At 50.4% G+C, this 25,128-nt stretch carries 29 protein-coding genes; 17 read left to right on the top strand and 12 right to left on the bottom strand.

Annotation, left to right across the window (positions count from 1 at the left end; translation table 11 throughout):
- The first annotated feature begins 100 nt into the window (after positions 1-100).
- From BZG81_RS06705 to gspS2, 5 genes are all read left to right on the top strand, one after another.
- Positions 101-877 (top strand): DUF7400 domain-containing protein, encoded by a 777-nt coding sequence (locus BZG81_RS06705; protein WP_077677026.1) that lies wholly within the window; start codon positions 101-103, stop codon positions 875-877.
- An 8-nt stretch (positions 878-885) separates the two neighbouring features.
- Positions 886-1,446, top strand: a complete 561-nt coding sequence (locus BZG81_RS06700) for a DUF7403 domain-containing protein (RefSeq protein ID WP_077677025.1) — start codon at positions 886-888, stop codon at positions 1,444-1,446.
- 3 nt (positions 1,447-1,449) lie between these two features.
- A complete protein-coding gene (locus BZG81_RS06695; protein WP_077677024.1) occupies positions 1,450-2,004 on the top strand; it encodes an IS1096 element passenger TnpR family protein in 555 nt (184 codons plus the stop codon).
- A gap of 173 nt (positions 2,005-2,177) precedes the next feature.
- The gene (locus tag BZG81_RS06690) at positions 2,178-2,489 is read left to right on the top strand and encodes a YciI family protein (RefSeq protein WP_077461202.1); all 312 of its coding nucleotides are present in this window, start codon (positions 2,178-2,180) and stop codon (positions 2,487-2,489) included.
- The gene (gene gspS2 / locus BZG81_RS06685) at positions 2,489-2,866 is read left to right on the top strand and encodes a type II secretion system pilot lipoprotein GspS-beta (RefSeq protein WP_077669546.1); all 378 of its coding nucleotides are present in this window, start codon (positions 2,489-2,491) and stop codon (positions 2,864-2,866) included. Before BZG81_RS06690 ends, gspS2 begins: the two co-directional genes overlap by 1 nt.
- On the opposite strand, the gene BZG81_RS06680 is transcribed toward gspS2, so the two are convergent.
- The 10 genes from BZG81_RS06680 to BZG81_RS06635 all read right to left on the bottom strand — a co-directional run bounded on the left by BZG81_RS06680 (position 2,859) and on the right by BZG81_RS06635 (position 11,948).
- Positions 2,859-3,527: a TIGR01621 family pseudouridine synthase gene (locus BZG81_RS06680; protein ID WP_077677043.1), complete on the bottom strand. Its 669-nt coding sequence runs from the start codon at positions 3,525-3,527 to the stop codon at positions 2,859-2,861. The genes gspS2 and BZG81_RS06680 overlap by 8 nt on opposite strands.
- Positions 3,528-3,737: 210 nt before the next feature.
- The gene (locus BZG81_RS06675; protein ID WP_077669545.1) at positions 3,738-4,742 is read right to left on the bottom strand and encodes a substrate-binding domain-containing protein; all 1,005 of its coding nucleotides are present in this window, start codon (positions 4,740-4,742) and stop codon (positions 3,738-3,740) included.
- Between the two features lie 34 nt (positions 4,743-4,776).
- Positions 4,777-5,706 (bottom strand): ribokinase, encoded by a 930-nt coding sequence (gene rbsK, locus BZG81_RS06670; protein WP_077660258.1) that lies wholly within the window; start codon positions 5,704-5,706, stop codon positions 4,777-4,779.
- A gap of 86 nt (positions 5,707-5,792) precedes the next feature.
- The gene (rbsB, locus tag BZG81_RS06665) at positions 5,793-6,686 is read right to left on the bottom strand and encodes a ribose ABC transporter substrate-binding protein RbsB (RefSeq protein ID WP_077576641.1); all 894 of its coding nucleotides are present in this window, start codon (positions 6,684-6,686) and stop codon (positions 5,793-5,795) included.
- Positions 6,687-7,047: 361 nt separating this feature from the next.
- Positions 7,048-8,037 carry a ribose ABC transporter permease gene (rbsC, locus tag BZG81_RS06660; RefSeq protein ID WP_077677023.1) on the bottom strand — a complete coding sequence of 330 codons (990 nt, stop codon included), beginning with the start codon at positions 8,035-8,037 and terminating at the stop codon, positions 7,048-7,050.
- Positions 8,034-9,539, bottom strand: a complete 1,506-nt coding sequence (gene rbsA, locus BZG81_RS06655) for a ribose ABC transporter ATP-binding protein RbsA (RefSeq protein WP_077677022.1) — start codon at positions 9,537-9,539, stop codon at positions 8,034-8,036. The genes rbsC and rbsA overlap by 4 nt, the downstream gene beginning before the upstream one ends.
- A 23-nt stretch (positions 9,540-9,562) precedes the next feature.
- Complete coding sequence (rbsD, locus tag BZG81_RS06650; RefSeq protein WP_077660262.1) at positions 9,563-9,982, bottom strand: D-ribose pyranase; 420 nt, start codon at positions 9,980-9,982, stop codon at positions 9,563-9,565.
- A 947-nt stretch (positions 9,983-10,929) separates the two neighbouring features.
- Entirely contained in the window at positions 10,930-11,154 is a 225-nt protein-coding gene (locus tag BZG81_RS06645) for a hypothetical protein (RefSeq protein ID WP_077677021.1), read from the bottom strand.
- Between the two features lie 243 nt (positions 11,155-11,397).
- Entirely contained in the window at positions 11,398-11,694 is a 297-nt protein-coding gene (locus BZG81_RS06640; protein WP_077677020.1) for a type II toxin-antitoxin system RelE/ParE family toxin, read from the bottom strand.
- Entirely contained in the window at positions 11,694-11,948 is a 255-nt protein-coding gene (locus BZG81_RS06635; protein WP_077651224.1) for a type II toxin-antitoxin system ParD family antitoxin, read from the bottom strand. Before BZG81_RS06635 ends, BZG81_RS06640 begins: the two co-directional genes overlap by 1 nt.
- A gap of 26 nt (positions 11,949-11,974) precedes the next feature.
- Between BZG81_RS06635 and BZG81_RS15595 the strand changes: the two genes are divergently transcribed.
- Entirely contained in the window at positions 11,975-12,136 is a 162-nt protein-coding gene (locus tag BZG81_RS15595) for a hypothetical protein (protein WP_158011777.1), read from the top strand.
- Between the two features lie 213 nt (positions 12,137-12,349).
- On the opposite strand, the gene BZG81_RS06630 is transcribed toward BZG81_RS15595, so the two are convergent.
- The gene (locus BZG81_RS06630; RefSeq protein ID WP_077660265.1) at positions 12,350-13,381 is read right to left on the bottom strand and encodes a LacI family DNA-binding transcriptional regulator; all 1,032 of its coding nucleotides are present in this window, start codon (positions 13,379-13,381) and stop codon (positions 12,350-12,352) included.
- 258 nt (positions 13,382-13,639) lie between these two features.
- Here BZG81_RS06630 and BZG81_RS06625 point away from each other — a divergent pair, with 258 nt between their 5' ends.
- The 11 genes from BZG81_RS06625 to BZG81_RS06575 all read left to right on the top strand — a co-directional run bounded on the left by BZG81_RS06625 (position 13,640) and on the right by BZG81_RS06575 (position 24,114).
- On the top strand, positions 13,640-14,083 hold the full coding sequence (locus tag BZG81_RS06625; protein WP_077660300.1) for a PTS sugar transporter subunit IIA: 444 nt from the start codon (positions 13,640-13,642) through the stop codon (positions 14,081-14,083).
- A gap of 58 nt (positions 14,084-14,141) precedes the next feature.
- Positions 14,142-14,429: a PTS sugar transporter subunit IIB gene (locus tag BZG81_RS06620; RefSeq protein ID WP_077660266.1), complete on the top strand. Its 288-nt coding sequence runs from the start codon at positions 14,142-14,144 to the stop codon at positions 14,427-14,429.
- 11 nt (positions 14,430-14,440) lie between these two features.
- A complete protein-coding gene (locus BZG81_RS06615; RefSeq protein WP_077660267.1) occupies positions 14,441-15,697 on the top strand; it encodes a PTS ascorbate transporter subunit IIC in 1,257 nt (418 codons plus the stop codon).
- A gap of 362 nt (positions 15,698-16,059) precedes the next feature.
- Positions 16,060-16,395: a hypothetical protein gene (locus BZG81_RS15695; protein WP_162274006.1), complete on the top strand. Its 336-nt coding sequence runs from the start codon at positions 16,060-16,062 to the stop codon at positions 16,393-16,395.
- Between the two features lie 79 nt (positions 16,396-16,474).
- Entirely contained in the window at positions 16,475-17,164 is a 690-nt protein-coding gene (locus BZG81_RS06605) for a YjbF family lipoprotein (protein WP_077660269.1), read from the top strand.
- Entirely contained in the window at positions 17,157-17,900 is a 744-nt protein-coding gene (locus BZG81_RS06600) for a capsule biosynthesis GfcC family protein (protein WP_077660270.1), read from the top strand. Before BZG81_RS06605 ends, BZG81_RS06600 begins: the two co-directional genes overlap by 8 nt.
- On the top strand, positions 17,900-20,083 hold the full coding sequence (locus BZG81_RS06595) for a YjbH domain-containing protein (RefSeq protein WP_077677019.1): 2,184 nt from the start codon (positions 17,900-17,902) through the stop codon (positions 20,081-20,083). The genes BZG81_RS06600 and BZG81_RS06595 overlap by 1 nt, the downstream gene beginning before the upstream one ends.
- Positions 20,084-20,138: 55 nt before the next feature.
- Positions 20,139-21,239, top strand: coding sequence for a UDP-N-acetylglucosamine--undecaprenyl-phosphate N-acetylglucosaminephosphotransferase (gene wecA, locus BZG81_RS06590; RefSeq protein WP_077677018.1), 1,101 nt, complete (start codon positions 20,139-20,141; stop codon positions 21,237-21,239).
- Positions 21,240-21,425: 186 nt separating this feature from the next.
- Positions 21,426-22,718, top strand: coding sequence for an O-antigen ligase family protein (locus BZG81_RS06585; RefSeq protein ID WP_077677017.1), 1,293 nt, complete (start codon positions 21,426-21,428; stop codon positions 22,716-22,718).
- A 329-nt stretch (positions 22,719-23,047) separates the two neighbouring features.
- Entirely contained in the window at positions 23,048-23,353 is a 306-nt protein-coding gene (locus BZG81_RS06580) for a PTS fructose transporter subunit IIB (protein ID WP_077460448.1), read from the top strand.
- Entirely contained in the window at positions 23,350-24,114 is a 765-nt protein-coding gene (locus tag BZG81_RS06575) for a PTS sugar transporter subunit IIA (protein ID WP_077677016.1), read from the top strand. The genes BZG81_RS06580 and BZG81_RS06575 overlap by 4 nt, the downstream gene beginning before the upstream one ends.
- Here BZG81_RS06575 and BZG81_RS06570 read toward each other — a convergent pair.
- Complete coding sequence (locus BZG81_RS06570; protein ID WP_077677015.1) at positions 24,105-24,968, bottom strand: AraC family transcriptional regulator; 864 nt, start codon at positions 24,966-24,968, stop codon at positions 24,105-24,107. The genes BZG81_RS06575 and BZG81_RS06570 overlap by 10 nt on opposite strands.
- Positions 24,969-25,128: the final 160 nt, after the last annotated feature.

The following is a 25,128-nucleotide window of genomic DNA, read 5'->3' as shown; positions in this document are numbered from 1 at the left end:
AAGTGTCTGTCCCACCAAAAGAAAAAAGACAAAACTCGTTTTTGACGATTAATTTTTTGTACGCTTAAACAATTAATTAATCACAACCTAGGCCAAGAACATGGAACTTCCACCGTCTGCGCAAGCGCTCCTTGAGGCTATCCAACACTACACGCCCATCACCGATATCAGCGCAGATCAACGTCAGTTGATAAATGGTTCACCAGAGTCTTTTATTACCGCGATACCGATTGGTCTATCGTTATCAAAGACATTCGACCAACGTCAAGAAGAGCTTTTTGTCGATTACTTTTCACAAATGGCCGATGACCTGCGTATTCATTCGCGTCGTCATGACATCACTGAAATCATCGATATCGCGAATAAAATCCTCACTCAAGCACTTGATCTAGACGACGATCACATTAATCTGGTACTCGCTAGCGAAATCATCAAATGCATGAAACACCTTAAACTGCATGTTGACGATGCGATCATTGTGAAAGTGCGTGAACGCAGTCGGCAGGAGATCACTGTTCAACAAGAATACTTGGCACAAGACCCTGAAAAGGTTACCGAGAATCTTGTCGCTGACCTCAATAAATTTGGCGTCGACACCGGGATTGCTTTTTGTCAATTCGTCAGTGGTGAACTTGTCTTTCTCACTAAGCAGGAAATTCAAGGATTGCTCACAATGATGAGCCGTCAACCTTGGTCAATTGATGCACTTTTGCTTTTGAGCCTCAATCCCGAGCCTAAAGTCGCCGACAGCGCAGCGAGTGTACTCAATAGCCTTCCAGCAAAAAAATGGAAGTCCCTTGGACAGCGCCAATATCTAACCCTGATCCAGCGCTTTGGGATACCAATCCCGTCGACACTGTGCAATATAAAAAAATGACCGCAGAAATGGACTCCGCTGTCGACTTCGTTCAATGCCATCCCAATATCTTGCGACACATACTTTGTTGGGCCCTGGACGAACAGCATGAGGTCCTCGATCCTGACACGCTACATATGTTGGCGCTTCTCCCGTCCCAATGGACCGAGCCGCAACCGTTCTCATTAGATAAACTAGCCTCCACGTGTGACTTCCCAGGAGAACATCCCGACGCGATAGCGCGAGGACATCGATCCAGCAAACTGTTAGTCAATACCCCATTGATAGAGACATGGACGATCGCTGAATCGATCGACCCAGCGCTAGATACCATACGCAAAGTCCGGAACCGCCATTATCTCGAACACCCTGAACCCTATATCAAAGCACTCGCGTTGAGTGGGCTGATCACGCATTACAGCAAGCAAGACAGCACACCGTTTTCACCGAGCAAACTATTTATATTTTCCGCGGCGTATGCGTTGCAAGCACCTGATCGTATGAGAAAAACCTTTCCGCTTTTCGACCAGCTCGCAGAGCTGAGTATGCAACAGCAAGCGGAATATCATCCGGTGGCACACGGCCCCTAGGAAATAGAACGTCCCCAAGGCATCGTACTGCACATTGAGCTTGATAATAGCCGCCCAAAAATCTGGCGCCGTTTTACCATTTCAAACGCCTTACCTTTTATCGCGCTACACGATTGCATTCAAGCCATTATGGGTTGGGAGCACCAACATCTTGCCATGTTTATCACACCCTTTGGTCATATTGACCTTGACGATGAATCCGACACTCAAGCCGCGTATTTACCCATTGGGGCAGCACTGCAAGAGCCCGGAGACACCATCGCGTATGTGTATGATTTTGGTGATAACTGGCACCACACCATCACCCTTGAGAAACTGAATACCCGCAATTGCACGCAGCCTAAAGTCACGGCAGGTAATGGAGCCTGTCCGCCAGAAGATTGCGGCGGTATAAACAGATACAAACACCTACTCAGGCTCTCAAAACGCGCACCACTCAACGACGATGAGCAAGAGATCCTGAACCTCTTCAACATGCAGGATTGGGACGCAAAACACTTTGATAAAAACGAAGTGAATCAGAAATTAAAAGAAGAAGTGCCACCTATTTTCGACTAGCTACATCGTGGGACAGGCACTTTTAACTTTTGGTGCCTGTCCCACCAATGTTACTTTTAATTTTTGGTGCCTGTCCCACCAATGTTGTCCCGCCAATGTTTTCTAATACGCTGTACTCAGAAATCTGGACTCTGTATCCTAGTGGCTATAAACATCTATCAAGGACAACAACGATGTGGTATCTCATTTATTCGCAAGACGTCGAGAACAGCCTACCGCTACGCAAGCAAGCGCGTGACGCACACCTTGAACGCTTACACCAACTGGAAAAAGAAAACCGCTTGATGATTGCCGGGCCAAACCCTGCCGTTGACAGCGACGAGCCAGGCGAAGCTGGGTTTACGGGCTCGACCGTTATTGCCTGGTTTGAGTCACTATCAGCCGCAAAGGCATGGGCCGACAAAGACCCTTATGTAGCCGCTGGCGTTTATGCTGAAGTGACCGTAAAACCGTTCAAAAAAGTGCTTCCGCAGGACCCAGCCTAATGCGATATGTAAAAATACTGATGATGGCCTGCCTGGGGCTAGTACTCAGTGCATGTAGCAGCACCCAGCATGACCAAGCCGCAGAAGCCGCAATCCAACGTGCAGACATGATTGCACAGCTACTGCCGATGGATATTGAAGGCTACTCACTGGTTCGAGCACGTGCGCAAGATGCCATCATCGAGCTGACGCTTCTGGATAAGAATGCCAAAAAAGCACCAGGAGAGCTCTTTTCCGGTTTAAAACGTCGTTATTGCCAAGATAGCGACATACGCAGTATGTTAGACAGTGGTATCAGCTATACCATTTTGGTTCGCGATACCCGCGGCCGACAAATCCTCAATAACGCTATCAATGCACCCAGCTGTGCTAGCTAATTAAGCACCAAGGCTGCTCCCACTCTACCGGTAAGGCTGGCCACAACTCGCCTTGGCTCGGGGGCAGCACATAGCTGTAGTGCTTGGCTGGCTGATCATCGGCAAAACGACACGTAAATTGCAGCCCATAAGCGTGTAAGTAGCCACGATCGGCAAGCTCACCGCCATAGTAATCATCACCGATAAGCGGTGAGCCAATACTTTTCATCGCCACGCGAATTTGATGGGTTTTACCCGTGTAAGGCCGACAGAGAAAAAATCGCCGCCCCTCACCGCCTGCAATAGAGATAAAACGCGTCCTCGCAGGGTTATCTTTGCTGGCAAGCAACTTCCAACTACCTCGCCGACTTTTACCCATATCGCCGACAATCAATCCCTGTTTCTTACGCGGCTTTTTCGCACTTAATGCCAAATAGAACTTTTCTATCTCGCGTGACGCGAACAATCCTGAGAGGACAGACGCCGCATGAGAAGAGGTTGCCAGCAGCAGCAAGCCCGACGTCATCTTATCTAAACGATGTACAAGGTAGACCTTCTCAACCCCAATATACGCCGCGACCGCAGGCAACAGTGCCGCTTCATCGGTCTCTTTTTGCACGCTAACGCCATGGTGCTTGTTGATCACCACAAAGTGTTGGTTTTGGTCGACAATTGAAAACATAACGAAGGGATTTACCGGTTGGCCATTGAGGACAGGCATCATAACGGCTTCCCCCTCAGCCCGCTAGAGCAATCATAAAAGTGCCTGTCCCGTTAGTTCCCGTTAGCTTAAAGTGTCTGTCCCCGATAGCCCTGGTAGCTAAAGTGCCTGTCCCTGGTAGCTGCAGTAGCTGCTGCTTAAAAGTGCCTGTCCCCGGTAGCTACCCGGTAGCTAAACCCGCTTCACGCTCTCGCGCACCACCAGCGTTGGCTCGAGCTGCACCGTTTGACTTTCACTATTAGGGGCATCAAGTTTACTAAGAAGCGTTTCGACCGCTGCTTGACCGAGACGATATTTGGGCTGGTGAATGGTAGTCAGGGAAGGCGAGATAAATTTAGCCAAGTGAATATCATCATATCCAATAATAGAGAGATCATCGGGTACGCAAATCCCTAGCGCGTTAGCAGCATTGATCGCGCCCATCGCCATCATGTCATTGCCTGCAAAAATAGCGGTGGGTAAGGATCCACACTCAGCAATCGCCTGCAAACCTTGATAGCCGCCTTCACACTCAAAGTCCGCTTCCACCATCCAATGTGGATTTTCAGCAAGTCCAGCATCGCGCAGTGCATCTTTAAAGCCTTGAAAACGCATTTGCGCTTGATACCTAACAAGAGGCCCACTGATGCAGCCAATCTGGCGGTGACCACAATCAATCAAGTGCTGGGTCGCTAAATAGCCGCCTTGATAGGAATTGTCTTGGATTTTATCGCAGGCAAAATCAATCGGCCCCCAATCCATCACCACCACAGGAATATCCGGATAACGATCAAAGCCTTCAATCCGCTCCCCTTCCATGGTCGAGCACATCAAAATCAAGCCATCGACCCGCTTTTGCAGCAGCGTATCAATCGAGGCACGCATGCGTTCAGCATCACCTTCCGTGTTGCACAGAATCAAACTGTAGCCATTGTGGTAACAGCTGCGCTCGACGCCTTTTACCACTTCGCCAAAAAACGGGTTAGTGGAGGTTGTCACCAGCATGCCAAACGTTTTAGTACGATTGACTTTCAAACTGCGCGCCAATGCCGAGGGGGCATAGTAGTTGAGCTCTTTCGCAGCTTGGTTAACCTTCTCAGCAATCGTCTCACTGACATAGCGGGTGTTGTTAATCACATGACTGACCGTCGACGTCGACACGCCCGCCCGTTTGGCTATATCTTTCATGGTCGCCATTTATCGCGCTCCGCTACCAAGGTTGAAATGAAGATTAGGCATCTTGATGGGCTAAAAACGCATCGATATCCACGCGCGAGGGAATCGACGTTTGTGCGCCACGCTGAGTGACGGATAAAGCGGCCGCGGCATGCGCAAACCGAATCGCCTGATCAAGTGTCTGTCCCTCTATCAATCCAGTGACGAGTGCGCCATTAAAGGTATCGCCAGCGGCGGTGGTATCCATAGCATTGACAACAAAACCCGGGATTAATCTCCCTTCTTTTTGCGCTTTGTCACTTAGCCACACGCCCTGTTTACCCATGGTGATCAGCACCGTCTCAATCCCTTTTTGGTGCAGCACATTTGATGCAGCTTGCGCACTCTCGGAATCTGTCACCGCAATGCCAGTCAGGCTTTGTGCTTCTGTTTCATTCGGCGTGATAATGTCGACCGCCGCCAAAAGCGCATCGCTCAAAGAAGCCGCAGGGGCCGGATTCAGCACCACTTGGGTATTTGACGCTTTGGCATGAAAAGCCGCTTTTTCAATCCCGCACATCGGCGTTTCTAACTGCATCAACAAGTAATCGGCTTGGGCTATCGTATCGAGATCGGCGGTAATGGCCTCCGCTGTCAGCGCCGCATTGGCCTCCGCCGATAACGCGATACTGTTCTCACCTTGATCAGTGACTTGAATCATCGCAATCCCGGTCGGCGCATTCGCCTGCACCTTCATCGCACTGACATCCATCCCCTCTTGCGCATAACACTGACGAATCTGCTGGCCAAAGGCATCGTCACCCACACTGGCAATAAAGGCAACATCCGCACCGCAACGCACCGCCGCCACCGCTTGATTTGCGCCTTTGCCACCCGCAATTACCGCATAATCTCGACCGTGTAATGTCTCTCCGGGACGCGGAAAACTGGAGACGCGTAAAACATGATCGGCATTAACACTGCCGAGCACAACTAATGGACTCATTACCCTTCCTTACCGTTCAATCAATCGCGCACCGTCCAACACACTGGGCCAGACGGTGCTTATTATTGTATCTTCCCGTGCGACCCTTATTCAGCGATCGTTTCTTGACTGATCACTTTAAGCGGTACCGGAATATAGCTGTCGACTGACTCGCCTTTCAGCACTTTATCCGCCGTTTCAACACCGAGCTCACCAATCATACCCGGCTGCTGAGCGATAGTCGCTGCCAAGTGGCCACGTTCTACTGCGGCAATGCCATCTTTAGTGCCATCAAAGCCCACAATAGTGACATCTTTGCCTGATGCCTGCACCGCACGCAACGCGCCAAACGCCATTTCATCGTTTTGTGCAAACACCGCCTGCACCTCTGGATACGCAGCAAGCAAGTTCTCCATCACATTCAGACCTTTGGTGCGGTCAAAATCCGCTGGCTGACTGGCCAGTAACTCTACATCCGTACCTTCAATCGCATCCATAAAGCCTTCACCCCGCTCACGCGCTGCCGACGTACCGGCAATGCCCTCAAGCTGGATCACTTTGGCACGCTCACCGACTTTACCCATGATAAATTCCGCCGCCATTTTACTGCCTTGCGCGTTATCAGAGGCAATATGGCTCACCACCTCCCCACGGCTGGCGCCACGGTCTAGCGTAATCACCGGAATGTCAGCGCGATTAGCAATACGAATCGCATTCGAGACTGCATCCGAATCAGTGGGATTAATCAAGATGGCTTTCACACCACGAATGGTTAAATCCTCCACATTCGACAGCTCTTTACTGGCGTCGTTTTGCGAATCGAGCACCAACAGCTCATAGCCAAGATCTTGCGCTTTTTGCTCCGCGCCTTCTTTCATGGTGACAAAAAATGGGTTGTTTAAGGTTGAGACCACGATCGCCATTCTATCTTCCGCCTGCGCACTGATGCTAAGCGTTGATGACAAAAGCGCGGTGGTAATCAAAGTAGTCAGTTTTTTCATGCTTTCAGTCCTTTTGTGTTTGTAGGGTATTGTTTTTGTTTAGTCATTAAAGAGAATTAAAAGTGTCTGTCCCGACAAGCTCACCGACAAGCTCAGTTAACTTAAAAGTGCCTGTCCCGCTAACTTACTAAAGTTCCTAGGGCCTAGGATCCTAGGACCTAGGACCTAGGCACTGCTTCCTGCTCTTCCCCGTACTCCGTAAGCGAAGCGCTCCGTATTCCCATTCCCGAATGCCAACTTAAAGTGCCTGTCCCGGTAACTTACCGGTAACTTAAAGTGTCTGTCCCGACAAGCTACCTGTCCCAACAAGCTGTCCCAACAAGCTATGAAAGTGCCTGTCCCAACAAGCTATTCCAACAAGCTATTTGTTTTTGTTATCCACCAGCACGGCGAGCAAAATCACCACGGCTTTGGCAATCATTTGGTAGTAAGACGACACGTCCAGCAGGTTAAGGGCGTTGTTCAAAAAGCCGATAATCAGCGCACCTATCAGCGTGCCCATGATCTTGCCTTTACCGCCCATGAGGCTGGTGCCACCCAGTACCACCGCCGCAATCGCGTCAAGCTCATAGCCAGTGCCAGCAGTCGGTTGGCCAGAGGACAGACGTGAAGTAACGATGATCCCCGCCAGCGCGGCAAGCATGCCGCAAAGGCTGTAAACACCGATTTTAATCCGATCGACATTGATGCCAGACAGACGCGCCGCTGACTCGTTGCCACCGAGTGCATAGATATAACGGCCAAAGCGGGTATGATTAAGCAAGTACCAGGCACCGATAAAGACGATGGCCATCAGCCACACGGGCACGGGAATACCCAATAAATAACCGGTCCCAAACCATGCAAAGGCGTCCGCCGTTTCAGTAAAGCCCGCGGAAATAGGGCGACCATCGGTATACACCATGGTCACGCCACGATAGAGCGTCATTGCGACCAAGGTAGCGATAAAGGCCTGCACCTTGCCTTTGGCCACCACCACACCAGTCATGGCACCAATTGCTGCGCCGGCAAACAAAGCGGTGGGCACTGCGATCAACACCGGCACTTCGACTGCTATCAGACTCGCGGCAAAGGCACCGCACAATGCCAGCACCGAGCCGACGCTCAAATCGATACCCGCGGTTAAAATCACCAGCGTCATCCCCACCGCGATAATCGCGTTCACCGAGGTTTGGCGCAGGATATTGAGCAGGTTATCGACCATGAAAAAGTTGCTGTTTAAAAATGACATCACCACGATCAGCGCCAACAAGGCGATCAGTGATTTTTGCTCAATTAACCAGGCTTTGCTGAACATAGGTTTGCGTCCATCCTCTGACGGCTGGGACTTATTGATTGCATTTGAGCTCATGCTGCATCCTCATTGGCATCTTTGCCTACCGCACAGGCAAGCAGAGTTTCTTGGTTAGCGTCCTTGGCATCAAATTCACCGCACACGCGGCCTTCGTGCATCACTAAGATGCGATCACTCATGCCAAGCACTTCGGGCATTTCTGACGACACCAAGATGATGCTCATGCCCTCGGCTTTAAATTGATTAATTAACTGGTAAATTTCTTTTTTGGCGCCTACATCGACACCACGCGTCGGCTCATCCAAAATCAGCACTTTCGGCTTGGTCATCAGCCCTTTGGCGATCGCCACTTTTTGCTGGTTACCGCCCGACAAGTTGCCAATAATTTGGCCACGATGCGGCGTTTTAATATTAAAAAGGCGAATAAAATCATCCACCGCCATCACTTCATCGCGCGGCTGAATTTTGCCCCAGTGCGTCAGTTTATCGAGCGCGCTGAGTGACATGTTGTCTTTCACCGATAACCCCAGCACCAAGCCCTCGCCTTTGCGATCTTCGGAGATATAGGCTATGCCGTTAGCCAGTGCATCTTGCGGGCTGACCGGATTAATCATCTTGCCATCAAGCCGAATCGTGCCTGCCTCGCGCGGCATGGCGCCATAGATAATTTTCATTAACTCCGTACGCCCAGCCCCCATCAGACCCGACACGCCTAAAATTTCACTGCGGTGCAGCTGGAAACTCACCTCTTCCACTCCGTGGCCGCTGACATTTTCCACCTCAAGGCTTATCCCGTCAGGGCTTACATCGCTACGCGGGTATTGCTCCGCGAGTTTGCGGCCCACCATCATTTCAATCAGACCGTCTTCATCGGTATCACTGACGGCACATTCGCCAATAAACTTGCCGTCGCGTAACACGGTGATCCGATCGCAAATCTCAAAAATTTCTTTTAAACGGTGTGAGATATACACAATGCCGCAGCCCTGCGCACGTAACTCATTGATCACCGCAAACAGCGAAGCCGTCTCGGTGTCGGTCAGCGCATCGGTCGGCTCATCCATAATGATCACCTGCGACTCAAACGACAGTGCTTTAGCAATTTCCACCATCTGCTGCTCGCCCAGGCTAATGCTCCCCAGAGGCGTCGAACCGCGCGCATTGACATTTAACCGCGCCAGCAGCTTATCCGCCTCTTCAACCATTTTGACCCAGTCAATCTTGCCAAAACGATTAGTAAATTCACGACCCAGAAAAATGTTTTCGGCAATGGTCAGCTCTGGGATCAAATTCAGCTCTTGGTGAATAATACTGATCCCCGCTTGCTGCGAATCGCGTGGCCCTTTAAACGAGACAGGTGTGCCTTGGTAATTCACCTCACCGCTATCGGCGTGATAAATCCCGGTTAACACCTTCATCAAGGTGGATTTTCCCGCGCCGTTCTCGCCCAATAACGCCATCACTTGGCCGGGATACACATTCAAGCTTGCCTCATCGAGGGCGCGCACCCCGGGAAAGGTTTTTACGACTTGGCTGAGCTGTAAGATAGGTTGCGTCATCGTGGTTACTCGCTTAGGCCCACCTAAAAGGTGACACCGGCTTGAAAAATCACATTGGCATAAGGCGTACATTCACCGGTGCGAACCACCGCTTGGCTCTGCGCCGTACGTGCTTTAAATGCCTCGTGGCTGATAGTGGTCACCCCTATCGGCTGTTGGCGTGCAGCATTTTCTTGTTCTAATCGCCCAAGCAATGCCTGGTGCAGCGCTGGGCTCACCACTGCGAGCTCTTCCGCAATCACCACAGATTCAATGCAAGCGTGCGTTAACACCGCCTCGACCGTCTGCATAAAGCTCGGCACGCCATCAGTCAGCGCCAAATCAATGCGCGACACCGAGTTCGGTATCGGCAGCCCCGCATCACACACCGTAAACTCATCGGTATGTCCCACTTGCGTAACCAGCTGTGCGAGCTTTGGATGGAGCAAACCATGCTTATTCATTCATCACCTTCTCACTCTCGATTGGATCATTCAGCGCTTACACCCCACTCAACGCGGATACGCCTTCTTTTATCGCGCTTTCTCGCAGAAAACACGCCATCGAAACGTTTCGATATTAAATAAATAATAAACGGCGATATAAAATTCACCATAAGCAAGATACACAGATGTGAAGCAGATCGACTATTGATATCGCAGTCACTAGCAAAGAGAGGGGAAGATCACACTAGGGGGTTGGGAGAGATAAAGACTAGAGCCTAGGGGACGGAATACGGAATACGGAAAAAACGTATAGTGCCTGTCCCCGCTCTTCTGCGTATCCTGTAAGCGAAGCGCTCCTTTTTCAAGATCCCGAATCAAGCCTAGGTCGGACAAGCACCAATGGCACCACCGAAATAAAAACCAGGCGTAGGTCGGACAAGCGCCAGTGCGATGTGAAAATATTAATTCAATGTAAACCGCGCGCCTCCGACATTAAAGCCAAAGTTGGCGCCGGTGTTAAATTTACCACCGATCGTGACAGGTGCTGTAGATAAAGGGCCTAGGCACTGCTTCTCGCTCTTCTCCGTACTCCCTTTTCCAAATCATACGTAGACTAGACAAGCATCAATGGCACCATTGGCGTAGGTCGGAAAAGCGCCAGCACGATGTAAGCCTCGTTCCTCGATATAACTGGCGCGCCTCCGACATTGATGATTAAAATTGGCACTGATCGTGACAGGCGCCCATTGGCATGGTGCATTATTGTTGACATTATGCTGGGGCTTGTGTCACCTACGCCAATGGGATCATAAAGTCTCAATGTAGATAAAGTTCCTAGGGCCTAGGATCCTAGGACCTAGGTACTGCTTCTCGTTCTTCTCCATATTCACGATCCCGAATACCGATGACGGAATACAGAGTACAGAAAAAGCAATAGCCCCAATGCGAGCACGAGGCGGCTCGATCTAGTCTCTCGTCTCTAGAAGCGAAGCGTCTCGGTTCTCTTCCTTCTCCGGCTGATCACTCAAACCCGGTACCGCTTGGCAAAATGTGCACTCTTCATTATCCACCGAGGCACCGCCTGCCTCCACATAACGAATCCGGTGACTGCCTTTGTCCCGATTCGCAGATACGGCAAACCGCCGTTGCTCACGCTCAGGTATCGTCTTTTCTGTGTCATGATTAGCCATGGGTTGTCTCCTTAAAATACCGGGAACCGCTTCGTTAAAATCAAGCCTAGGTCGGCATAAGCCCCAGCACGATGTAAGCCTCGTTCCTCGATATAACTGGCGCGCCTCCGACATTGATGATTAAAATTGGCACTAATAGTGACAGGCGCCCGTTGGCATGGTGCATTATTGTTGACATGGTGCCGGGGCTTGTGTCACCTACGCCAATGGCACCACCAAAAGTCCCAATAAATGACTAACTAGCTAATCCAGACGTCTTTCAGGTGCGTCCATGTCCTCGTGCAGCACACGAACAACGAGTACCTCCGATTCAAGTACTTGATAGAAAACAACGTGATGCTCGACCTGCAATCTTCGATACCCAGAAAAAATATAGGCGTAGTTCGCGCCGAGTGATGGATGATTAATCAGCTGTTTCATCCCTTCTTCAAGCTGATCCAGACATTGATCTGCCTGATCAGCACCCCATTTTTCGCAGGTATATACCCAAATTCCAATGAGATCGGATTCGGCCTTCGGCGTGACGCTCAGCTTAAGCACTAATCAGCCGCCTTCATCCGTTGACGGCCAGTTGCCTTGATAGCCGATACATCGAGTGCCTTAGGTTTTCCGCTTGACTCACCCTCAGCGAGAGCCTGCCTCAGCACGGCAATACGTTCTTGAGCCTGCTGATCTCGACGGATGAGGTAACGGATATACTCACTGTCATTGCCAAACTGACCGCTTTCAATCTGGCTTTTCACCCAACAGTCTTGTTGTTCAGTCAGCGTAATGGTTTTCCGATGCATGCTCATATCTGGCCATCCTAAGATATCACGGTATGACAATATCATACCATCCGACTGTGCCGAATCAATTACTGCTTCTTATCGACGCGCGTCATGAGACACAAGCACCAAAAATGCCTGTCCCGTTAACTACCAATGGCACCATTGGCGTAGGTCGGCATAAGCGCCTTCTCGATCGCACCAGCTTGGTGTGATTTACGCCGCGCGCCCGTTGCACGGCGCCATCGGACATCAAAGCCAAAGTTGGCGCCGGTGTTAAAATTGGCACTGATCGTGACAGGCGCCCGTTGGCATAACGCATGATTGTTAGCATGGCACCGGAGCTTATTTCACCTATGCCAATGACATCACCGGGCCTAAAGTGCCTGTCCCCACAAAAGTGCCTGTCCCCACAAAACTCACAAAAACTAAACCTTTGTTGCGGTGCTGGCGCGGTGTGCCAATTTAAAGGGAATAATTTCAGAGCCTATAAACGGTTGGCCTTCAATGGCTCGTAAAATATGCGACGCTGCCTGGGCGCCGAGGGATTGATAGTCAATTTCAGCGCTTGTCAGGCTAGGAAACGCATGTTCACTCATCGATGAGCCCTCCAAACTGATAATCGCGATATCAGTCGGCACTTTTAACACCCGTCGGTGACACTCAAACAACGCGCCGATCGCTACCTCTTCATGGCTACAGACTAGCGCGTCCAACGTGGCATCGCGAAGCAACAATTTCGCTAGGCCCTCTGCCCCCAATTGTGCCGATGGCGCCTCGTGGGTGGTTAAAAAATGGTCTGGAGTTAAATAGTGCTCAATCATCGCACCCTGCCAGCCTTGCAGTTTGCGCTGTAAGGTCGCATGATTCCCTCGCGCGCCAATAAAGCCAATATTATTAAATCCTTGGCTTAAAAGGTGCGACGTACCAACCTTACCTATCTCGTGGTGATCTGCACCCATGCTGGCATAACCTATCATTGATGGCGATTCAGCAATTTCGAGGACAGGCGCATTGGCCATCGCGAGCAGTTGATGAGTGCGCTGGGTATGTTCACTGCCAAACAGCACCACGGCTGCCGGGCGACTTTCTAAAAAGCTGGCAAGCAAATCCTCTTCTTGCTGGACAGAATAATCACTGTAACCCAGCAACAGTTGATAGCCAGCTTTATTCAGCCGCTGTTGAAAACTAGGCAAAAACAAGCCACAAGCCTTTTCCAGCAGAGAAGGAATAATCAACGCAATGGCATAGCTTTGCGCCGAGGCCAAGGCGCCTGCGGCTTTATTCGGTATATAGCCAAGCTGCTCAACAGCGCGTTGAACCTTATCGCGCAATTTATCAGAGACAGCATCCGGCGTGCGCAACACCCTAGACACTGTCATAGTGCCTACTCCTGCTCGTTTGGCGACATCAGCGAGCGTGACTTTACCCGTGTTACGTCGTTTTCGCGGTTCACTCATCTTATTTATTGATTACTCATCATTTTATTCAACCGTATCCTATCACAGCCATCAGCCAATAATCCTTGCCTAGTATGACCGCTTTATAGCATGGCTCACCGCCAACCAGAAAAAATGATAGCGCTATCACACATTATGATAACGCTATCAGGTAGCGCTATCATTTGTGACCTTTATCTATTTATTACCCGAATTTCAGCGATAGAGTTATCAACAATTCGCCAACAAACCCATTACTCCCACAAAACGGACGGCACCATGTTACGTGAACTCATTACTCCTGACGTTATCCGTATTCATAACGATGCAAACGATTGGCAAGACGCTATCGATAAAGCCTGCGCAGCACTTTTAACTAACGGAGCTATCGAGCCAAGCTATGTCGACGCCATTTATCGCTCGCATCAAGAAATCGGCCCCTACTATGTCATTGGTCCAGGCATTGCCATGCCCCACGCGCGCCCAGAAGATGGTGTGAACCGCTTGGCCCTTGCTATTACCGTGATTCAAAACGGCGTCAATTTTGATAGCGCGGAAAACGACCCGGTCAAGGTGCTGGTTACTCTTGCGGCTACTGACAGCAATAGCCATGTCGAGGCCATTTCTCAACTCGCGAACCTATTTATGAACGAGGCACACATCGCGCAGATCAGCCGCGCAACCACCGCGGATGAGATCTTAGCGATCATCGCCGAGTACTAATCCAAAACCCGATACCAATAAAACGCAAATACCTACACAAAAATAGAAGGTCTGAATTATGAAAATCACAGTTGTATGCGGTCATGGTCTTGGCACCAGCCTAATGATGGAAATGAGCATCAAACAAATCATCAAGGATCTCGGCGTCGAGGCCAGTGTCGATCATATCGATCTAGGCTCAGTGTCTGGGACAGAGGCCGATATCTTTGTTGGAACCAACGACATTGCTCAGCAGTTGCAAGCGATGAGCGTGTCACCGCGCATTGTCGCACTCGACAACATGGTGGATAAAGAGGCAATGAAAACTCGCTTATCTGAAGCCCTACAAGCACTCGGTGCCCTATAAGGAGTCACGTTATGCCCTTTTTTAACTTCCTGATGAAAGACGTGCTCTCTGAGCCTGCGGTATTAGTGGGCTTAATTGCACTGATTGGCTTAATCGCCCAGAAAAAACCGGTGACTGAATGTATCAAAGGCACGGTAAAAACCATTCTTGGTTTTGTGATCCTAGGAGCCGGTGCCTCATTGGTGGTCAGCTCACTCGGTGATTTTGCTACCATTTTCCAGCACGCCTTTGGCATCAGTGGTGTCGTACCAAACAACGAAGCCATTGTGTCCATTGCGCAAGAAGCCTTTGGCAAAGAAATGGCGATGATCATGTTCTTCGGCATGCTGGTGAACATTCTTATCGCACGCCTAACCCCATGGAAATTCATCTTTTTAACCGGCCACCACACCCTCTTTATGTCGATGATGGTAGCAGCGATTCTTTCCACCAGCGGCATGGAAGGGATCCCATTGGTGGCATTAGGCTCTGTGGTTGTCGGTTCGGTAATGGTGTTTTTCCCTGCCATCGCGCATCGATACATGCAACAAGTCACTGGCTCAGATGAAGTCGCCATTGGTCACTTTTCTACCCTTTCTTACGTATTGGCCGGCTTTATTGGCAGCAAATTTGGCAACAAAGCCCATTCCACCGAAGACATGGACGTGCCCAAAAGCCTCTTGTTCTTGCGTGATACCCCAGTCGCCATCTCGTTTACCATGGGCATTATTTTTATGGTGACGTGTCTGTTTGCCGGCGGGGACTTTGTGCGCGAGGTCAGTGACGGTAAACACTGGTTTATGTTTGCATTAATGCAGTCCATCACCTTTGCGGGCGGGGTGTATGTGATTTTGCAAGGGGTAAGAATGGTGATTGCCGAGATTGTGCCAGCGTTTAAAGGCATCTCCGACAAACTGGTGCCTAATGCCAAGCCAGCACTAGACTGTCCCGTAGTCTTCCCCTACGCGCCCAATGCGGTGTTAGTAGGCTTTTTATCCAGCTTTGTCGCCGGGTTAGTGGGTATGTTCTTGCTTTATATCTTAGGGCTCACCGTGATCATCCCAGGTGTTGTACCCCACTTTTTCGTCGGCGCGGCAGCAGGTGTATTCGGTAATGCCACCGGCGGACGACGCGGCGCAATATTAGGGGCGTTTGCGCAAGGCTTACTGATCACCTTCCTACCGGTATTCCTGCTCCCGGTACTCGGCGATCTGGGCTTTGCCAACACCACCTTTAGCGATGCAGATTTCGGCGTCGTCGGCATCCTACTCGGACTGATTGTGCGATAAACAAGCAGAAGACGAAATAAAAACCAGGCGTAGGTCGGACAAGCGCCAGTGCGATGTGAAAATATTGATTCAATGTAAAACGCGCGCCTCCGACATTAAAGCCAAAGTTGGCGCCGGTGTTAAAATTGGCGCTGATCGTGACAGGTGCTGTAAATAAAGTTCCTAGGGCCTAGGATCCTAGGCCCTGCTTTCCGCTCTTTCCCTAGGTCCTAGGCCCTTTTTACGCTTTCCCGCACATTTAAGATGAAAAATCTGTGATGACATCTGTATTTATTTTACTTCTCGTCTCTTAGCTATTAGAGTTTATAGGTGTCTGCGTTTGCAGACGTTTTTGTATTAATGCAAAAATCATGGAGAGACGAATGAAAAAAATTGCAACGGGTCTGATTGCTATGCTGTTCGCAGCAAGCACAATGGCCGCAACAGAAGCCGCGCCGGGAGCTGGCGCAAGTGGTGGTGGCGCTGGTGCTGGCGCGGGTGCCGGTACAAGTGCTAGCGCGGGTGCTGCTGGCGCAGGGGCTGGAGCCGGTGCGGGCGCTGCTGGAGCAGGTGCCGCTGGCGCTGCAGCCGGTGGTATTGGCGCTGGTGCAGTTGCTGCTGGTGTCGCTGCTGCTGCGGCCATTGGCGTGGCGGTTGCTGCTGCTAACAATGACGATAACAACACGTCAACCTCTGCTAGCGCTAACGCAAATAACTAAAGGCAATAGCCATTCAAGTAGCTACAAAGCCGGCTTTGTAGCTACTTTTTAATCAATGTAGCCCGTCAACCAATAACCTATGAATAAGCCCTTCTTTTCCACTTTAGCTATTTTTATCGCGCTCACAATAACTGGGTGCACGCAGCGCATACAAGATCTCAGTGACTCGTTCAAGTTCGCTTATCAAGGCTTTCCCGATGCGCAAAAAAGCTGGGACGAGATCAACGCACTGCCCTATGCCAGCCTCTATGCACAACTCGATAACGGGCCACGAGGTTTTATGGTCCTGGCCTTTGTTGAGCCCAGCCAACATCCGAGCCCAAATTTAAAATGGTTATCCGGCGAGAATGAAATGCTGGTGACGCGTAACGGTCGGCTGGTGAAAACGGTGAACTTAGCCGATGGTAACCTAACAGCGACGCACACTGACACTCCCGATCCGTTAAGTGTTGGCCTTAACACCCTTTCCATGCCGCACACATGGTCGCGCACCATTGACTGGCAACCAGGCAACCACAGTGACTACCGAGCCGATTCCACCTTTAAGCGCCGCAAGCTACAAAATATTTCCGTGAATGGCACACCCGTGGCAACAACGCACTATACCGAATGTGTCACCCTTCCGGCACTCGATACTCAATATACTAACGACTATTGGATCGCTAACGACACGGGCAAAATCATCAAATCCTATCAACATCTCGCTCCGGGGCTACCGGCGGTAACACTGACGCATTTAAAGCCATATCAAGGGGGCGCAGATGATTAATTATCAGGTGATTAAACGTGGATTATGTGCCGCCGCCTTGCTAATCGTTATCCCAGCCAAGGCCAATGTGCTCACTGCCAATCAAGATATTGCGCTGTCGTTTACGCAGCCACCGCGCCTGGCTGAGGCGGTACTAACCATCACACAGGCTCAACAACGCTCACTTGATGATGTCTATTGGCCCGCCGCCGGGCTTTATAAGCAAGACAGTGAAAAAGCCAAGCAAATTGCCGATTTGCAACCGGTTCGTCATCAAATCGCCGTTAATACCGGCACAGTAAAAAAACAGTGGCAAACTCTGTATCACGCACTCAACAACATGGCGGTTGGCGAGCGTATACCCGGCACGGTTGACCCCGACATCACCCGCATCACCCCCAATACCAATCCGGTGTTAAAAGGGAATTGGCACGTGCAACTGCCTAAACGACCAACAAACGTAACAGTGCTCGGCGCGGTGGATAAACCTGGTGACTATCCTTGGGGCGAGCGATACGCCGCCAGTGATTACATCCAGCAAGCCAAGGTAGACACCTTAGGCATCTCTCACGTGTGGGTGATCAGCGCCACCGGTGAGCGCGCCCAATATCCAATTGCTTATTGGAATCACCAGCATCGCGATATTCTGCCAGGCTCGGTGATTTATATCCCCTTGCCCAGCAAAACTATTAAAGGCCAAGCGATCGCGCCTAACCAGCATGTCCTAGCATATTTACAAAACAGGTTAATCCCATAATGATGTCTCTTTCTTCTGCATCCGGACGCCTTCTACTGTCTGCGGTGGCATTAGCCGTTAGCCATGCCGTGTCAGCCGACAGCTTCGATTATCCCGAGCTTGTCCATTCACAAACCGATTTTGGTGGCGTGGGCCTGATGCAAATGCCCACCGCGCGCACGGCTCCCGACGGGGAATTTACCCTAGGCAGCACCTACAACGAAGACTATGTGCATTTTAATACCTCGCTCCAGTTGTTTCCTTGGCTAGAAACCACGGTCCGCTATACCCAGGTGCATGACTTACTCTATAGTAACGACCCGGACTTTAGCGGCGATACCAAATACACCGACAAAAGCATTGATGCAAAATTACGCCTGATGCAAGAAAGCTTCTGGCTACCAGAACTCGCGGTTGGTGTACGGGATATTGGCGGTACTGGCTTATTTGATGGCGAATACCTGGTCGGCTCAAAACGCGCGGGCCCGTTTGATTTCACGCTCGGCGTCGGCTGGGGTTATATGGGCAACCGCGCCAACCTCACCGGCGATAAAAACCAATCGGTGGATTGTGGTCGTGACACCACCTACTCCGGCAACGGCGGCAGTGTTGATATTAATCGCATGTTTACCGGCTGTACCGCGTTATTTGGCGGGGTGGAATATCAAACCCCCTACGCACCACTGAGCTTAAAGCTTGAATACGACGGTAACGATTACAAAGCCGACTTTATTAGCACGCGAACCGGTATTCCAATGGACGTGAACAGCCCTTGGAATGTGGGTGCCGTCTATCGCTTAGGGGATTGGGGTAGCGCACGGTTAGCCTATGAACGTGGCGCCGTCGTGACCGCCGGATTAAGCTTACATACCAACTTTAATCAGATCGACAGCTTTTGGCTTGACGATCACGCGCCAATCTATCAACCAGCCCCTACGCAGACGGACTTAAGCGACGACCAATGGCAGGCCCTGAGCACTCAACTTGCCCGTATTGCCGGGTATCAAGATAACCAAGTGCACTTTGATGGCACCACCGTCACAGTGACGGGTGAGCAACGCAAATACCGCAACCAAGACACCGCCCAAACGCGCGCCGCCACTTTAATAGCCAATACAGGCATTGACGCCAAACAATATCGGATTATTGACCAAGCGAAACGTCAGCCCATCACTGAAACCGTGATTAATACCAACACCTATGCCGACGTCGCCACCAACAGCTATGTGGGCGCAAACCCTGACGATGCACGCACGCGCCAGCAGCCGCAACTCACATCGGGCACCGTAAAAGCCAACCAGCGCGATAATATTGATGCGGGTCTCGCCCCTGTGTTTGTACAATCGTTTGGCGGCTCAGAAAACTTTTACATGTACTCACTGGGCGTCAGTGGTAACGCGACCGCGCGGCTAGGTAATCACCTGCTTGCTTCATCCAGTGTCTATGTGAACATTGCCGACACCTATGACAAATTCAAGTACACCGTGCCGCCTGATGGCACCGATCTTAAGCGTGTTCGTACGCTCAACCGACAGTACTTAGAAGACACCGTGCGGGTCACCAACTTACAACTGACCTATCTCGATCACTGGGGCGACAATTGGTATACCCAAACCTATGGCGGCTACTTAGAAACCATGTTTGCCGGTGTCGGCGGCGAAGTGCTTTATCGCCCAATGGGCAGTCAGTTTGCCGTGGGATTCGACGCAAACTATGTCAAACAACGCGAGCCCGGCTCGGCGTTTGGGCTATTTAAAAACGAATATCAACCTGCAGAAAATGGCAACCGTGAATTCCGGGTGCAAACCGGCACCACCACCGGCCATGCCACGCTTTACTGGCAAAACCCGCTCGGCGTATTTGATGGCACCTTAGCCAAAATTAGCGCCGGTCGCTATTTAACAGAAGATGTGGGGATGACTGTTGATATCGCTAAACAGTTTAACAGTGGCATCACCGTGGGCGCATACGCCAGCAAAACCGACTTGTCCGCAGAAGAGTTTGGCGAAGGCAGCTTTACCAAGGGCTTTTATGTCTCCATTCCGTTTGACTTACTCACGATAAAACCAACCACCGCTCGGGGCGGTGTATCGTGGCAACCGCTACAACGCGACGGTGGGCAAAAACTCAACACCAAGTATTCGCTCTATGAATTAACGGATGATCGCGCCCCTTGGTTTACGCGCCCGGCAGATAGCCACTAGACTACAACTTGGCATATACTAAACAACTGAGCCGTCATCCCAAAAGGATTATCCTGTGATTGTTTCATTCGCCGACTTGGCCTTATTACTTTTTTTCTCGACTGCTTCCCTGTTTTTGCTGCGAAAAGCGGCTAAACGTGTTGGATTGGTCGACAAGCCGGATCATCGCAAACAGCACGCTGGTACCGTACCACTTGTCGGCGGTATCGCGATCTGCCTTTCTCTGGTTTATTTTTTAATCAACAACCCGTCTATTATTCCGCATAGTGGTTTGTATGCCAGCTGTATGCTGATTTTAGTGGCAATTGGCGTATTGGATGACAAGTTCGATATCGATTTTAAGCTGCGTTTTGGTGTACAAGGCGCGCTTGCTATTGCAATGATTGTTCTTGGTAACATTGAGCTTAGCCGCCTAGGCGACATTTTTGCCACGGGGCGTATCCAACTCGACAGCCTTGGCTATGTGTTAACGGTTTTCGCGGTCATTGGCGCAATTAACGCCTTTAATATGGTGGATGGTATTGATGGACTATTAGGAGGGTTGGCGACAGTCACCTTTGCCAGCTTGGGGGCATTGCTTTATCTTAATGGCCACTTCTCTATGGCCTATCTTTGCCTAGTACTCACTGTGATTATCCTGCCCTATTTAATGTTTAACCTTGGGTTACTCGGACGAGAGCGCAAAGTATTCATGGGCGATGCTGGCAGCATGCTGATCGGCTTCACGGTGGTGTGGTTTTTATTGTTGGCCAGCCAACATCCAACCAATGCGGCTATAAGGCCAGTCACAGGGCTATGGCTGATTGCGCTACCACTGATGGACATGACAGCCATTATGTTTCGGCGCGTTAAACGTGGCGACTCGCCGTTTAAGCCCGATCGCGAACACTTACACCATATTTTTCAGCGTGTGGGGTTATCATCACGCCAAACCCTGGCAGCCATTTGTTTGCTGGCCAGCAGCTTAGCCGGCATTGGCATTGTAGGCGAGCTGCTCCAGATCCATGAAACCATCATGTTTGTGGGCTTTCTAGCATGTTTTGGTGGTTACTGCCTAATGCTACGCTACATCTGGCGCATTACCTCTTTTTTTAGAGCAAAGCTGGGAAAGAACCGGTTTGAAGAAGGGGCAGGCGTTCTAGGGGCTAGAGACTAGAAACTAGAGACTAGAGACTAGAGACTAGAGACTAGAGACTAGAGACTAGAGACTAGAGACTAGAGGCTAGAATTAGCAARCAAAAAATAGCAAGAATGAGCAATCTAGGTATAATGCGCGAGCATTTATTACCATACGTATGCGTTCACATTCTGAGAATCGACAGAGGGAAAAGCGTTGTTACTCATGTCTCGCCAAACACTCGTTAGTAGCCTATGTTTTGCTTATTTTGCCACGCTACTTATCACACCAGACGCCTACAAATATATCGCTGTTGGGTTGGCGCTGGTTGCGCTAATCTTACTCCCCGGCACATGGAAGACGCTAAAAAGCCGCCCCGCCCTGTTAATAGCCGGTGCATTTCTGCTTTATGTCATCGTCACTGTCGCCTTCGCTCTCCCCGACTGGCACTACAAACAAATGGATATGCCGAGTCGCCTCCTATTAGCGATCATGGTTTTTGCCCTGCTGCTCACTACCCCGCCCTCGCTTAAAGCGGTGTTGTATGGCTGTGCCATTGGTGCGTCTGCTGTCGGGCTAATTGCGCTTTATCAACACTACATGCTCGATATTCGTGCACTGGCATCGGGCGGGTTCATGCCCATTCAAGTGGCCGGCATGGCTGCAAGTCTCAGTATTTTCAGTATTTTTGCGTATATTTATAGTTGCCAACACGCACTGCCAACATTAAAGAAACTGGCTTTTTTTGGGATCACCTTAGGGTTTATTGCCACATTATTGAGCGGAGGACGTGGCTCGTGGGTTATCACTCCCTTTGTGGCATTATGGGCCGTAATGTATTACCGAAAAGCGTTTAGCCCAAAAGACTATGTCGCGATGGGTGCCAGTATCGTACTGATTATTGCCACTGCACTGGTGCCCGCGTTAAACAGAGCGGGGCTCGTATTCTCAGACTTAAACCAATACCAACAAGCCACCCAAACCATTGCGCCGACGCAAAGCACCGAGAACACACCAACCTCTGCCACCCCTGCCCCCACATCAGAAGGAGAACAGGCGGAAAACACACCAACCGTTAAAAGCTCCTCAGGGATACGGGTGGAATTATGGAAAACCGCCCTGCACCTATTTGCTGATAATCCAATCGCGGGAACCGGTTACACCCACTACACGCAACACAAGCAGCAGGTGGTTGATCAAGGATATGTCGACCCGATAGTGATGCACTTTAGTCGCGCTCATAACCAGTTGTTAGAAGAGCTGCAAGTGAAGGGATTAATTGGCGGCATAACGCTCCTTTTCTTGCTTATCGCACCTTGGCTCGCGACGAAAAAAGTACACGTACCCGCGCGCCCAGCCAACCAACTCGCCGCGGTGATGCTGCGTTGTCACGTGGTCCTGATAGCCGGTTACATGCTGACACAGCACTACGTTAACCACCATTCAGGTATTTTGTTCTTTTCGCTCGGGGTGGTGATATTTGCCAGTATGGCGTTGCGGGGAGAGACTAGAGGCTAGAAAGATCCTAGGGGACGGAATACGGAACGCTTCGCTTACAGAATACGGAGAAGAGCGAGGCCAGGCACGATACGCTTTTTCCGTATTCCGTATTCCGTATTCCGTATTCGAGCTTTTAAAAAATACAGAATACAGAGAGAGCAAAAGCGCAGATGCGAGTACGAGGTCGTCCTTTTCCGTAATCCGTACTCCGTAAGCGAAGCGCTCTGTATTCAAAATCCTAAATAACGATTGCTGAATACAGAGTACATAAAAAGCAAGAACCTCAATGCAAGATACAAGCACTGGAAGATTCTAACTATTCAACCAACAATGACGTTTCAACCACTATGAACAACATCGTCGCAATTACCGCTTGTCCGACTGGTATCGCCCACACTTACATGGCGGCTGAGCAGCTTGAGAAAGCCGCCAAAAGTCTTGGTATTCAGATAAAGGTGGAAACCCAAGGGGCAATGGGGATTGAAAATGCCTTATCACTCGATGAGATCATGAAAGCAGAGTGCGTGGTTATTGTCTCTGATATCGAGCTAGAAAAAGCAGAAAGGTTGAGTCACTCAACCATTGTTCGCCTTGCCATGGAAGACGTTCTCACGGATGCGAAAGCGGCGCTACAAACGCAACTTTCCCTATGACGGGCGCATTTGTCTGCTTTTCGGCGCCGCTGCAAGGTTTAGTCAGCTGGCAAATGAGCGAGTTGGCAAGGCTATGCTCGCTGTTTAGTGGAAAAAGCACCTTTGTGAATGTCAGCAAAGACTGCACAGCAGCGACCACCGACACTTTATCCATGCTTGCCACGGGTACCCAGCCCAATGATATTTGCCTGCTTCTGATTGAGGGAGCAGATGCCGAGCTAATGTGCTTAGTGCTCGCTGAGTACGTCAGTAAGCACTGGCATTTACTCAGCACCTCTGCGTTTACTGCTGCCGCAAACAATCCGTTAGATCCGCCATCGCGCTTCGCGCATCCAAATCTGTGCGTTGAAGGATTACACACCCAAGCGACACAGTGTGAATCGCTGTTTAGGGAGATCGTTGAACGCGTCGCGGAAAAAGACACATCACGGCAAGCTTATGCGGCTTTTATGGCGCGAGAAGCGCATTCATCCACTTACCTTGGCGATCAGGTTGCACTCCCCCATATTATTGATAGCAGCATCCCTCATCCCGCCATCATAGTGACTCGCTGTCAGCCAGCGATTACCTGGCTGAATAGAGAATCGGTTTCACTGTGTATTGCGATCGCGGTCCCCAGCGACATCGAGCGTACGACACTACGCGCCATCAGCCGCCTATCTCGCCGTTTGTCTTCATCCGTATTCCGGCGCTGGCTAACACACTGTGATGACATTCCTACCCAAATTGCGATGCTAGATGCCGCGTTAGATCAGGATTGATGGCTGAGCCGTCGATATTCAGAAGGGGTCTTGCCCGTTCTCGCTTTGAACACGCGGCAGAAATAGTTCACGTCATTGAACCCACAACGACAGGCAATATCGACTAATCGGAACTCATAACGCATCAACATAAATTTGGCTCGGTCAATGCGCACCCACACAATGTAATCTGCCAGTGTCATATGGCCATATTGTTTAAATAAACGTGACAGGTGGCTCGGGCTGATGTGGAAATGCGCGGCAATATCCGTACGCGAAAGAGCTTGCTGGTAATGCTCTTGAATGTAAATACAGATCCCCTGGTAGAGATCTTCCCCGCGAGAGTGGGCATTGAATATTGGTTTATCAACTAATTGATGGGTGTAGGCTAACAACGCCTTAATCAAATACCCATCGGTTAGCTGCTTGTTGGGCTCTTTCGCAAGCGCGTTTAGCGCCTCTAGAATGTTATCCACCGCAAAGCCTGCACGCATCGGCACGGAGAACTTCTGCACACCGTAAAATCCGGCCACGTTAGCGCGTTTATTCACAAGGCTAAACCCCAACTGCCGGCGGCCATACAGCAAACTCAGCACCGAGCATGAATGTTGCCAATCGGGTTTGTTCCAGCAGTTTGGCGCGATATAAAGCGCCTCGCCACCGACCAACGTGTGTGTTTTTACGCCCTCAGGCGTCGAGACAATATTGGTATATTGGCCAGACACCACAATTTCTAAGCGTGGAAAGTTAACTTGATAGCTAAAAGGCTCAGGCACTTGCCAATCATTGGCAAAGATCACCCGACCAAACTGCTCGTCAGGTGATTTCAGTAGTTCAAGCAAATGAGAAAAGCTGGTAGGTGTCGAGGCTTTCATTATCATCCCTATCCGATCGTTTTCGGGCTCGCTGTCCAAAACGGCAAATGACCGCAAACGGCGTCAGTACGACGCATCAGCAACACCGCCATTATACCCATACGATCTGCCATTGCCGCTAATGAGCGAGATCACATTAAAAATGGTTGGGCACAATCAT

Origin of the sequence: Salinivibrio sp. MA607 (assembly GCF_001996245.1) — a bacterium.
Classification (GTDB): domain Bacteria; phylum Pseudomonadota; class Gammaproteobacteria; order Enterobacterales; family Vibrionaceae; genus Salinivibrio; species Salinivibrio costicola.
The sequence above is the reverse complement of the archived record's forward strand: the minus strand, read 5'-3'. Positions and strand labels throughout refer to the sequence as shown.